Source organism: Providencia sp. PROV114 (assembly GCF_032704305.1).
Lineage (GTDB): Bacteria > Pseudomonadota > Gammaproteobacteria > Enterobacterales > Enterobacteriaceae > Providencia > Providencia rettgeri.
The window spans coordinates 1,112,471-1,124,726 of record NZ_CP120528.1; the positions used below are offsets into that span (position 1 = coordinate 1,112,471).

Here is a 12,256-nt window from a genome sequence, read left to right on the forward strand (position 1 = left end):
TATTTTGTAATGTGATATGGAGTGACCATGTCAGGTAAAGATTTTGAACCAATCGGCAGACGTAACAAAAAAACTGCTGGGAAAAAACAGTCTTCATCCCGCCGCCGCCGTAGAGACCGCGATGACTATGACGATGAAGATTTATTCGAAGATGATGATATTGACGAACAATATCTCGATGATGAAGATGAAGAAGAGCAAATGGCTAAAAAAGGCTCAAAAAATAACAAACCTCGAAAGGTAAAAAGTAAATGGCGTTGGTTTTGGCTACTAGTCAAACTGATGATCGTGTTTGCTGTTTTACTTGCGGCATATGGTTTTTATTTAAATCAACAAATTAAAGAACGCCTCGATGGTAAGGTTTGGGATTTACCCGCCGCAGTATACGGCCGAATGGTCAACCTTGAGCCGGGGATGGACTACAGCCAGGCAGAAATGGTTCGCCTACTTGAAGGTATGCAATACCGTAAGGTGAGTAAGATAACGACATCGGGCGAATTTGTGGTGCGTGGTAATAGCATCGAAATCTTACGTAGGCCGTTTAATTTCCCTGATCAAAAAGAAGGGCAAATCCTTGCGCGCATGGTGTTTGAAAATAACGCGTTGAGCAAGATTGAAAACATGGAAAACGGTCGCTCATTTGGCTTTTTCCGTTTAGACCCGAAACTGATCACGATGATGCAGTCGGCGAATAATGAGCAACGGTTAGTTTTACCGATATCTGATTTTCCTGAGTCTCTAGTTAAAATCTTACTAGAAACCGAAGATCGCAACTTTTATGAGCACGATGGCGTCAGTTTATACTCTATTGGCCGTGCTGTTGTTGCTAACTTAAGTGCAGGGCGCTCCGTTCAAGGGGGAAGTACTTTAACCCAACAGTTAGTCAAAAATCTGTTTTTGACCAATGAACGGACATTAAAGCGTAAAGCCAATGAAGCCTATATGGCGGTTTTACTGGACTACAATTACAGCAAAGAGCGTATTTTAGAGCTGTATTTAAACGAAGTCTTTTTAGGCCAAAATGGTAATGACGAAATTCGTGGTTTCCCGTTAGCGAGCCTGTATTATTTCGGTAGACCAATCAATGAGTTAAGCTTTGACCAACAGGCGTTATTAGTCGGTATGGTACAAGGGGCATCAACGTATAATCCTTGGACTAAGCCACAAAATGCGATTAAACGTCGAAACATTGTGCTGAAAATCTTGGAAACGCGTGGCGTGATTGACCAAGAAATGTATCAAGTGCTAAGCGCAAGGCCTCTCGGTGTGAAAAACAAAGAAGGGCTGGTGGCTTCTCAACCTGCCTTTATGCAAATGGTTCGTTTAGAACTCAATGAAAAATTGGGTGATAAAGTTAAAGAACTCTCTGGTGCGAAAATTTTTACCACTCTAGACCCAGTGGCTCAAACTGCGGCTGAAAATGCAGTTGAAAATGGTGTCGCTGATTTGCGTAAATCTCGTAAATTAGATGACATAGAAGGGGCAATGGTGGTAGTTGACCGCATTAATGGCGAAGTACGCGCGATGGTTGGTGGCTCTCAACCCCAATATTCAGGGTTTAACCGTGCGTTAAATGCACGGCGTAGCATTGGTTCTCTGGCAAAACCTCCGGTATACCTCGCTGCACTAAGTGAACCGGACCGTTTTCGTTTAAATACATGGTTAAAAGATGAGCCACTAACAGTAAAAGTCGGAAACCAAAACTGGAGCCCAAGAAACTACAGCCGTAATTTCAACGGCCGTATGATGTTAGTTGACGCTTTGGCAAAATCACAAAATATCCCAACGGTAAACTTAGGGCTAGAGGTTGGTTTAGACCAAGTGTTTAATACGTTTGTACGCTTAGGAGCTCCCGCGGCTGCTATGGAAAAAGTTCCTGCGATGCTATTAGGTGCAATTAATCTAACACCAGCGGAAGTTGCTCAAGTTTATCAAACCATTGGTGGTAACGGTAATCGTGCGAAATTATCGGCATTGCGTTCTGTTATTGATGGAGATGGCAATGAAATTTACCAAAGCTACCCATCAGCTGAGCGAGCAGTACCTTCCCAAGCTGCATACCTCACATTGTATGGTATGCAGCAAGTGGTTAAACAAGGTACGGGCAGAGTTTTATTGACCAAATATGCTAAGTATAATTTAGCCGGTAAAACAGGGACAACTAACGATCTACGCGATAGCTGGTATGCAGGTATTGATGGCAAAGAAGTAGCGATCGTGTGGGTTGGCCGTGATAATAACGGCCCAACACAATTAACAGGGGCGACAGGCGCACTGAAAGTGTATCAACGCTACTTAGAGAACCAAGCGCCATTAGCTCTTATCAACCGTGCACCAGAGGGCATTGTTGATATGCAAGTCACAGCTGACGGCCAATTAAGTTGCTCAAACTTCGGCGGCGGTAGAATGTTGCCGATTTGGACGGATAACCCAGAAGGGTTATGCCAAGCGTCTGAAAACGAAGCGCCAATTTGGGATCTCAATGGTAATAATGGCGAGCAGCAAGATGATGCACCGGATTGGGTTAAGGATATGTTTGGCAATAATCCCTAAATTCTCGTCATACTTCAACCTGTAGCGTTGTTGGTTGCACTCACTAGACCTAGTCACATACTATTGTATGCTCCTAGGCTCTAGCTCGCTGACCGCCTAGCTACAGGCTGAATTATTTAGAGAATTAATGAGTTAGAAAATTGTGGTGTAAGGCTGCAACTGGTGGCTATCCAATCTTTCTCTACCGATGCAAAAGAATAGAGGTGAAAGTAGGTAACATTTCACCTCCGTAATTTCAATATGAATTAATTCGTTTTGATCTTCATCAGCGCTGTTTCTGCCGCTTTAACTGTTTTCTCAATATCTTCATCACTGTGGGCGATTGACATAAAACCCGCTTCAAATGCAGAAGGCGCAAGGTAAATGCCTTGCTCTAACATGTAATGGAAAAATTTCTTAAAGCGTTCAACGTCGCACTTCATCACATCTTGGTAGCAAGTCACTGTTGGTGCGTCGGTGAAGAAAATACCAAACATACCACCGACGTGATTGATAACCATCGGGATACCTTGCTCTTGGGAAACACGTTTTAAACCACGAGCTAACTTTTCTGTTAATTCATTTAAACGTGAGTGCACACCCGGTTGAGAGACTTCTTTTAAACAAGCAAGACCAGCAGCCATCGCGACAGGATTACCAGATAAGGTTCCCGCTTGGTAAACAGGCCCAATTGGGGCTAGTTTTTCCATAATTTCAAGGCGGCCACCAAAGGCACCTACAGGCATACCACCACCGATGATTTTACCTAAACAGGTTAAATCAGGTTGAACATCATAGTAATCTTGTGCTCCACCTAATGCGACGCGAAAGCCAGTCATGACTTCATCAATGATGAGTACGGCATTGAATTCATCACATAACGCACGTAAACCCGGTAAGAACTCAGCCGTTGGTGGTACGCAATTCATATTTCCAGCAACAGGTTCAACAATCACACAGGCAATGTCTTCTGGATAATTTTCAAATGCTTGGCGAACTGAAGCTAGGTCATTATAGGTACAAGTTAATGTGTGTTTTACAAAATCTTCGGGGACGCCTGGGGAGTTTGGTTCACCCATCGTAAGCGCCCCAGAACCAGCTTTGACTAATAAACAGTCTGCATGGCCATGATAACAGCCTTCAAATTTGATGATTTTGTCGCGGCCTGTGTAACCTCGAGCCAGACGAATTGCACTCATGGTCGCCTCAGTACCTGAATTCACCATGCGTACCATATCCATAGAGGGGACTAACTCACAAACTAATTCAGCCATTTCAACTTCGGCGGCAGTCGGTGCACCAAAACTTAACCCTTTATGGACAGCTTTGATCACGGCATCACGGATCTCAGGATGGTTATGGCCTAATACCATCGGTCCCCATGAGCCAACGTAATCCACATAGGCTTTACCGTCAACGTCATAAATATAAGCGCCATCCGCTTTTTCAATAAATAATGGGGTTCCACCAACACCATTAAAAGCACGAACAGGGGAGTTTACACCACCAGGGATTTGTTCTTTTGCTTGTGCGTAAAGTTTTTCAGATTGTGACATCGCAGGGCTCCAGAAAGAGGCTAAGAAAAAATTGCCCTCATTCTAAAGCACCACACCAATTAAACCAAATATTGATACGAAGATATGCACAATGTGTCTAATTGCTTAACAACACTTGAACCATTTAGTCAAGTGGCGGATAATTAGGTTAATTGATCTGAGTAGGTTTTAGCCTACGCATGAATTTACCGGTCACCGGTTTGGAGTAAAAAATGAGTGATGATGCAGCTCTGCCTTTGCAATTTACTGATGCGGCAGCAATTAAAGTTAAAGATCTAGTCTCTGATGAGGACAACCCAAATCTGCGTCTGCGTGTTTATATCACTGGTGGCGGATGCAGCGGTTTCCAATATGGTTTCACATTTGATGACCAAATCAACGAAGGCGATATGACAATTGAAAAGCAAGGTGTTGCTCTTGTCGTAGACCCAATGAGTTTACAATATTTAGTCGGTGGAAGTGTTGATTATACCGAAGGTTTGGAAGGTTCGCGTTTTATTGTGACTAATCCGAATGCTAAGTCTACTTGTGGGTGTGGTTCGTCCTTCAGCGTCTAATTCTCGTCATCCTTCAACCTGTAGCTGTGTTGGCTGCATTCACTAGACCTAGTCACATACTTTTGTATGCTCCTAGGTTCTAGCTCATTTGCCGCCTTGCTACAGGCCGAATGATTTAGAGAATTATTGAGTTCTTCTTCAACCTGTAGCTGTGTTGGCTTCATTCAGCTACTCGGGTCACATACTTATGTATGCTCCTCGAGATACCTTCATTTGCCGCCTTGCCAGAACTCGAACTATTTAGAAAATTTTCTTAATTCTTAATTCTTAATTCTTAATTCTTAATTCTTAATTCTTAATTCTTAATTCTTAATTCTTAATTCTTAATTAGATAATGAATTTAACTGCTCACACAGTTGTTCGGTTGCGTTCACAATCCTTGGGCCTGCACGGTGAAACCAATCTTCATTTAATCGGATTATTGGGATATTGAGCTGGGAGTGCCAAAATTCTTTCACTGCTTTTTCCTGTTCTGCTGAGCCCGTCATGATTATTACATCTGGTTTGCGAGTGAGTACCTGCTCACGACTGACTTGTGGCCATTGAACTGAGCTATTAGCAAAAATATTTTCACTCCCACAAAACTCGACGACATCATTTTGCAGCGTATGGTTACCAGCGCTAAATAGAGGTTGAGAGCCGAGCTGAATGAACACTCTCTTAGGTTTGTTATTAGAAATTTTTGTATTTTGATAAGGCGCTAGCTTAGCGCGCATTATTCCCACATTTTGTTGTGCAAGCTCTGGGTTTGGACTGTATTGTGCCAACTCAGTGACTGAATTAATGACATCATCAATGGTTTGAGGGTCAAAATAAATAATTGGAATGCCGAGATTCGCAAGCTGATCAAGAGGGCGTTGGGGGTTGCCTCCTCGCCATGCGAGGATTAAATCAGGTTTTAGTGCAATAATACGTTCTACATTTAAGCCTTGCCAATCAGAGACTTGCTCTAGTTTTTTAGCTTGTTCTGGGTAATCGGAGTAAGCACTGACCGCAATTAAGCTATCCCCAAGCCCTGCTGAATAAGCAAGCTCAGTATTGGCTGGTGATAAGCTGATAACGCGTTGCTTTGCCGCTCCTAGTGCCGAAAAAGCCACCAATAAACCACATAATAAGGTAATAGTAAGAGAGAAATAATGCGTTATTCTTTTCATAACAAAATTCATCGTGACATTAAAAAAGTATAACTAACAATTAGTTATACTTTTTATGAGAATTATTAAGCGAGTTTGGATAAAATTGCAGTGATCATTAATGACGATTGACGGGCAGCAACGGGTAAGAATTCATCGAAGCTTGTGTGGGATTCCTTATCAGCCACATCTGAAATGGCACGGACAACGACAAACGGGGTACCAAATTGGTGACACACTTGGCCAATCGCGGTGGCTTCCATTTCTACTGCCGCAACTTGCGGGAACATCGCTTTGATGCGAGCCAGTGGTTCAGCACCATTAATAAAAGCATCGCCGCTACAAACTAAACCACGAACAGCGTTCATATCCAATAGCTGAATGCACTGCTCAGCAACTTCAATCAGTTTAGTATCCGCGACGAAAGCGGGTGGGCACTGTGCCATTTGGCCAGGTTCATAACCGAATGCTGTCACATCAGCATCATGGTAACGAACTTCAGTAGAAACCACGATATCACCAACATTTAAACGAGGGTCTAGCCCACCGGCGGAGCCTGTGTTAATCACGACATCTGGTTGGCAATGCTCCAGTAACAATGTTGTGCCGATTGCGGCAGCGACTTTACCAATACCTGATTTCAATAACGCAACGTCAACGCCATTAATTTGACCTGTATAAATCTCACAGCCAGCGCGGTTAATAGTTTGGCAGTTTTCAATTTGCGAGCGCAAAATCGCCACTTCTTGTTCCATGGCGCCAATTATTCCAACTTTCATTTTGTCTCCTTTTCCCTGCTCAATTTGCACTATTAGTGTCAATATTTTGACTAGGGACGATAATGTTTTATTGTGTTATTGCTGTATTCTTCGAGTGGGTTCGCAATTTTAATTGCAACAACTCGGATTTAGACAACGAAATTACAAAGATGCACGAAGTGTAACATTGAAAGGTGAGTCGTGAAGTTTTTTTCCTATATTTAGGCTATATAATGAAGCATTAATTGAGATAGGGAGGGTGGCAGAGTGGGTGAGATTAATTTTGTTAAGAAGTTAAATTTTCAGCGCAACTACATGAGCAGTGCGAAAAACCAAAAAATTTCACCTAAAGATGAAGATGCGGTTAATCGCTTATTCGAAAGTGACCGCGGGAGGATCATTAATTCAGCTGCCATTCGCCGTTTGCAACAAAAAACGCAAGTTTTTCCCTTAGAGCAAAATGCAGCAGTTCGCAGTCGCTTAACTCACTCACTAGAAGTACAGCAGGTTGGCCGTTACATCAGTAAAACGGTTTTAGGCGAACTAAAAAAGAAAAAATTGCTTGAACCTTATGGGCTAGATGAACGGTGTGATGCTTTTGAGAGCTTAGTCGAAATGGCCTGCTTAATGCATGATATTGGCAATCCACCATTTGGGCATTTTGGTGAGGCAGCAATTCAACGGTGGTTTACTAAATTACTATCGCCTAGTTACTTATTTACTCCGAATTCCCCTGATCCATGCAAAATACCTGCATTACAGTTAACTGGAAATGAAAAGCAAGATTTATTCCGCCGTCAATTAAAACAGGATTTATGCTCATTTGAAGGTAATGCGCAAGGGTTACGTATGGCGCATCGCTTACTCAAACTAAACTTAACTTATGCGCAAGTTGGCTCTATCTTAAAATATACGCGTGGAGCTTATGATTTGGAGCCAATTCCCCCTGAGTTTGATTATTTGATGAAAAAACCAGGCTATTATTGGTCAGAGGTGGACTTTGTCAGTGAGCTAACCAAAAAGCTCGATATGGAAAAATATTGCCGTTTCCCGCTGTCCTATATTATGGAAGCGGCTGATGATATTTCATATTGCATTGCTGATTTGGATGACGCTGCGGAAAAAGGCATTTTTACTGTTGAGCAGTTGATTGAGTATTTAAAAGCAGAGTGGGGAGATATTGAACAAAATGATTTATTCGATCAAACCATTATGCGAGCTTTCAATAATATCAGTGACAACCACACAAGGCGTATTCAGCAAGATCAATTCTTTATGTATTTGCGCGTAAATATCACAGGAAAATTGTCTCATTATAGCGCACAACAATTCATTAAGAATCTACCCGAAATTTATAACGGCACTTTTAACAGTGCTTTGTTAGAAGATAAAAGTCCAGAGCATAGGCTATTAAAAGTACTGAAAACAGTGGCTTTTAAACATGTATTTAACCACCATGAAGTTGAAGAGTTAGAACTACAAGGCTATCGAATTATCAGTGGATTATTAGATTTTTATAGTCCACTACTGATGATGGATAGAAGCGATTTTGCTGACCTCGTGGACAAAAATTACCACAAGCATTTTTTCATTGAAACGAGGTTATTCCATAAATTATCTAATAAGCATCGCTTATCTTACACGGAAGCACTTGAGAAAATTTCTGCAACGAATGAAGCAGATAAATCTATCCTTGAGTTTTATTATCGAGCTCGTTTGATTCAAGACTATATTAGCGGTATGACAGACCACTATGCCTATGAAGAATATCGTAAATTTATGGTTAGCAATTGATATAATAACTGAATAGCTTAATAAAAATAGAAAAGTAGTCAATCAAATGATAGGAAAGCAGGTATAATAGCCTGCTCGTTTTCCTTGATTAATTAGCGAAAAAAAACAACGCATTAAAATTGAAAACTCGACAATCATGATTTTTATAACTTAATATTCTGTAGTGACTATTTTATGGCTCAATTTTACTCTCCTAATCGCCGTACCACTCCACGCCGCCAGATCACGGTTGTAGCTGATAGCCTTGATGCCGCAGGGCAAGGTGTTGCTCGTATCGAAGGAAAAACCATTTTTGTAACAGGTTTATTGCCTGAAGAAGAAGCCCAAATTGAATTGACGGAAGAGAAACGGCAGTTTGCTAAAGGGAAGGTAATTAAACGTTTGAGCACGAGCCCTCAAAGAGTAAAGCCACGGTGCCGTTATTTTAACCAATGTGGGGGATGTCAACAGCAACATGTTGACATTGCACTACAAAGAGAAAGTAAAGCTCATGCTTTAGCTTATCTGATGCGACGCGAAACATTGCAAGATATATCCTGTGCCGAGGTGATTTATGGTGAGTCATATGGCTACCGTCGCCGAGCTCGGTTGGGGCTACAATATCAGCCTAAAAGTAAAAATGTCGTTATGGGGTTTCGTCAATCTCAATCTAACACATTAGTTGATATAAAAAATTGCCCTATATTATCTCCTGATTTGGATATCTTATTAAAACCACTTTCTGAATGCATTAACCAGCTCAGTAATAAAGCGAAATTGGGCCACGTAGAGCTTATTCACGCAGACAATAGCAAAATTGTATTGATTCGTTACTTAACACCTTTTTCGTTATCAGATACTCAAAAGTTAAGCGATTTTGAAAATCAGCACGGAGTGTCTATCTGGTTAGCGGGTAATGATGAAAACTTACAGGCTCTGTCACCAAATTCGCCACAACCTGAGTATCAAGTTGCTGGGGAAATACTAAAATTTAACCCATTAAATTTTATTCAAGTGAACGGGCAAGTTAACCAGTTGATGGTAGAACAAGCTTTAGCATGGTTAGATCTAAACAGTGAAGATAGGGTATTAGACCTTTTTTGTGGAATGGGTAACTTTACATTACCTATCGCACGGTTAGTGAAATCCGTTGTGGGTGTTGAAGGTGTGGAAAATTTAGTCAAACAGGCACGAAATAACGCACAGCTCAATACTATTTGTAATGCGACATTCTATAATGAAAACTTAGAAGCCCAGATACACACACAACCTTGGGCGGCTCATGGCTTTAATAAAGTATTATTAGACCCCGCTAGAGCTGGAGCCGCTGGTGTTATGGAACATTTAATTAAACTGATGCCAGAAAAAATTGTCTATGTTTCATGTAACCCCACAACATTGGCAAGAGATAGCAAAGTTTTACTTGATGGGGGCTATCAGTTATTACAGTTGCGGATGCTAGACATGTTTCCGCATACTAGCCATTTAGAGTCAATGGCGTTATTTATCCGTCGCCCAGAGGTTTAATAGGTAGGGAGAATATATGGTTGCAGTAAGAAGTGCGCATCTTACCCCAGCAGGTGAGTTTGCCCCAGAAAAGTGGGTTAACGGTCTGGGATTGAGCAATAAACAATCAGAAGAAAAGCTCATCCATACCTGGCAATATTGTCACGATAAACTAGCCGGACAAGAAATCGCCCCTCTGTTACTGTGGCGCGGTATTGAAATGACCGAAATCCTATCGACATTAAGTATGGATATCGGCAGCTTACAAGCAGCTTTACTTTTTCCTTTAGTGGAAGAGGGGAAGTTGGAAGAGCAAGAAGTTATTGATGAGTTTGGTCAATCCATTCACGAACTCGTTAAAGGCGTGCTGGAAATGGATGCGATTCGTCAACTCAAAGCCACGCAATCGAGTGAAACGAGCTCGACACAAGTCGATAATATTCGCCGTATGCTATTGTCGATGGTGGAAGATTTCCGCTGCGTTGTCATTAAACTAGCGGAACGAATTGCACATTTACGTGAAGTCAAAGATGCCACTGAAGATGAGCGCGTTTTAGCGGCAAAAGAGTGCTCAAATATTTATGCACCTTTAGCAAATCGCCTAGGAATTGGGCAGTTAAAATGGGAGTTAGAAGACTTCTGTTTTCGTTATTTGCATCCCGATGAATATAAGAAAATTGCAAAGCTCCTCCATGAACGTCGTATTGACCGTGAAGAGTATATAGATACTTTCGTAACAACCTTACGTAAGTACATGTTAAAAGAGAATATTCAAGCTGATATCTATGGCCGGCCTAAGCATATTTACAGTATTTGGCGTAAAATGCAGAAAAAATCATTGGCATTTGATGAACTGTTTGATGTGCGAGCGGTGCGTATTGTTGTTGAACGCTTGCAGGATTGTTATGCCGCGTTAGGGATTGTACATACCCATTTTCGCCATCTTCCCGATGAGTTTGATGACTATGTGGCGAACCCGAAACCTAATGGTTATCAATCTATTCATACAGTGGTGTTAGGGCCAAACGGCAAAACGCTTGAAATTCAAATTCGTACCCGCCAAATGCATGAAGATGCAGAGCTGGGAGTTGCGGCCCATTGGAAATACAAAGAAGGCGCGACTGGCATTGGTAAAGGCAGTAGTTACGAAAACCGCATTGCATGGTTACGTAAGCTGATTGCATGGCAAGAAGAAATGGCAGATTCTGGCGAAATGCTAGATGAAGTTCGTAGCCAAGTGTTTGATGACCGAGTGTATGTCTTTACCCCAAAAGGGGATGTGGTGGATTTACCAGCAGGCTCGACACCGCTTGATTTTGCTTATCATATTCACAGTGATGTCGGCCACCGTTGTATTGGTGCAAAAATAGGTGGGCGTATTGTCCCATTTAGCTATCAATTACAAATGGGCGATCAAATTGAAATTATTACTCAAAAGCATCCAAATCCAAGCCGCGACTGGTTAAACCCTAACTTAGGGTATGTCACAACCAGCCGTGGGCGAGCTAAAATCCAAAATTGGTTCCGTAAACAAGATAGAGACAAAAATATCCTTGCAGGGCGTCAAATTTTAGATAGCGAACTATCACAGCTTGATATTAGCCTTCGTGAAGCAGAAAAACTGCTAATCGCACGCTACAATGTTCATTCATTGGATGAGGTTTTGGCAGGAATTGGCGGCGGTGATATCCGTATCAACCAATTAGTGAATTTCCTGCAGAGCAAATTTAACAAAGCCACTGCCGAAGAAGAAGACCGTGCGGCAATGAAGACATTAGAAAGTAAGTCTTCACTCCCAAGAGCACCATCTCATAGTAGCGGCCGAGTGGTGGTTGAAGGGGTTGGTAACCTAATGCACCATATTGCACGCTGCTGCCAGCCAATTCCAGGGGATGAAATTGTCGGTTTTATCACGAAAGGAAGAGGTATTTCCATTCACAGTGCAGACTGTGAACAATTAGCTGAACTACAAAGCCATGCACCAGAACGCGTAATAGATGCAGTTTGGGGAGAAAACTACTCGAGTGGTTATTCTCTTGTGGTTAGAGTTATTGCTAATGACCGCAGCGGCCTGCTGCGTGATATCACGACAATATTAGCAAATGAGAAAGTCAATGTGCTTGGTGTCAGTAGCCGCAGCGATGTAAAACAGCAACTGGCAACGATAGATATGACTATTGAGCTGTATAACATTGAGGTGCTGAGTCGGGTGTTAGCTAAGCTGAATCAGTTGGCGGATGTTATAGAAGCAAAGCGTCATTCTCAGTGATTTTCTTCATATTTTGAGTTGTAGGGGTGTTGGCTGCGCTTAGCTACTCGGGTCACATACTTGTGTATGCTCCCCGAGATATCTTCGCTTGCCGCCTACCTACAATTCAAACTATTTTGAAAATCGGTATATTTATATTCTAAAAATCCCTCTCTTCATGTTTTTAATTATT

At 41.9% G+C, this 12,256-nt stretch carries 8 protein-coding genes; 5 read left to right on the top strand and 3 right to left on the bottom strand.

From position 1 onward, the window contains the following. Positions 1 to 27: 27 nt before the first annotated feature. Positions 28 to 2,553 carry a bifunctional glycosyl transferase/transpeptidase gene (gene mrcB / locus P3L37_RS04835; RefSeq protein ID WP_109912048.1) on the top strand — a complete coding sequence of 842 codons (2,526 nt, stop codon included), beginning with the start codon at positions 28 to 30 and terminating at the stop codon, positions 2,551 to 2,553. A gap of 245 nt (positions 2,554 to 2,798) precedes the next feature. Here mrcB and hemL read toward each other — a convergent pair whose 3' ends face one another. After that, a complete protein-coding gene (gene hemL, locus P3L37_RS04840; protein WP_004913690.1) occupies positions 2,799 to 4,088 on the bottom strand; it encodes a glutamate-1-semialdehyde 2,1-aminomutase in 1,290 nt (429 codons plus the stop codon). Positions 4,089 to 4,300: 212 nt separating this feature from the next. Here hemL and erpA point away from each other — a divergent pair, with 212 nt between their 5' ends. Continuing rightward, positions 4,301 to 4,645, top strand: a complete 345-nt coding sequence (gene erpA, locus P3L37_RS04845; RefSeq protein ID WP_004260480.1) for an iron-sulfur cluster insertion protein ErpA — start codon at positions 4,301 to 4,303, stop codon at positions 4,643 to 4,645. A gap of 323 nt (positions 4,646 to 4,968) precedes the next feature. On the opposite strand, the gene btuF is transcribed toward erpA, so the two are convergent. Then, complete coding sequence (gene btuF / locus P3L37_RS04850) at positions 4,969 to 5,799, bottom strand: vitamin B12 ABC transporter substrate-binding protein BtuF (RefSeq protein ID WP_164528503.1); 831 nt, start codon at positions 5,797 to 5,799, stop codon at positions 4,969 to 4,971. 65 nt (positions 5,800 to 5,864) lie between these two features. Next, positions 5,865 to 6,557 carry a 5'-methylthioadenosine/S-adenosylhomocysteine nucleosidase gene (mtnN, locus tag P3L37_RS04855; protein ID WP_115166792.1) on the bottom strand — a complete coding sequence of 231 codons (693 nt, stop codon included), beginning with the start codon at positions 6,555 to 6,557 and terminating at the stop codon, positions 5,865 to 5,867. A gap of 246 nt (positions 6,558 to 6,803) precedes the next feature. On the opposite strand from mtnN, the gene dgt reads away from it, so the two are divergent. The 3 genes from dgt to relA all read left to right on the top strand — a co-directional run bounded on the left by dgt (position 6,804) and on the right by relA (position 12,084). Further along, complete coding sequence (gene dgt / locus P3L37_RS04860) at positions 6,804 to 8,330, top strand: dGTPase (protein ID WP_109912052.1); 1,527 nt, start codon at positions 6,804 to 6,806, stop codon at positions 8,328 to 8,330. 174 nt (positions 8,331 to 8,504) lie between these two features. Continuing rightward, positions 8,505 to 9,836, top strand: a complete 1,332-nt coding sequence (gene rlmD / locus P3L37_RS04865) for a 23S rRNA (uracil(1939)-C(5))-methyltransferase RlmD (RefSeq protein WP_109912053.1) — start codon at positions 8,505 to 8,507, stop codon at positions 9,834 to 9,836. Positions 9,837 to 9,852: 16 nt separating this feature from the next. After that, entirely contained in the window at positions 9,853 to 12,084 is a 2,232-nt protein-coding gene (gene relA / locus P3L37_RS04870; RefSeq protein ID WP_004913677.1) for a GTP diphosphokinase, read from the top strand. Positions 12,085 to 12,256: the final 172 nt, after the last annotated feature.

Excerpts from the sequence above, each read along its gene's own strand:
- mrcB (WP_109912048.1), top strand. The coding sequence starts at position 28 with ATGTCAGGTAAAGATTTTGAACCAATCGGCAGACGTAACAAAAAAACT.
- hemL (WP_004913690.1), bottom strand. The coding sequence starts at position 4,088 with ATGTCACAATCTGAAAAACTTTACGCACAAGCAAAAGAACAAATCCCT.
- erpA (WP_004260480.1), top strand. The coding sequence starts at position 4,301 with ATGAGTGATGATGCAGCTCTGCCTTTGCAATTTACTGATGCGGCAGCA.
- btuF (WP_164528503.1), bottom strand. The coding sequence starts at position 5,799 with ATGAAAAGAATAACGCATTATTTCTCTCTTACTATTACCTTATTATGT.
- mtnN (WP_115166792.1), bottom strand. The coding sequence starts at position 6,557 with ATGAAAGTTGGAATAATTGGCGCCATGGAACAAGAAGTGGCGATTTTG.
- rlmD (WP_109912053.1), top strand. The coding sequence starts at position 8,505 with ATGGCTCAATTTTACTCTCCTAATCGCCGTACCACTCCACGCCGCCAG.
- relA (WP_004913677.1), top strand. The coding sequence starts at position 9,853 with ATGGTTGCAGTAAGAAGTGCGCATCTTACCCCAGCAGGTGAGTTTGCC.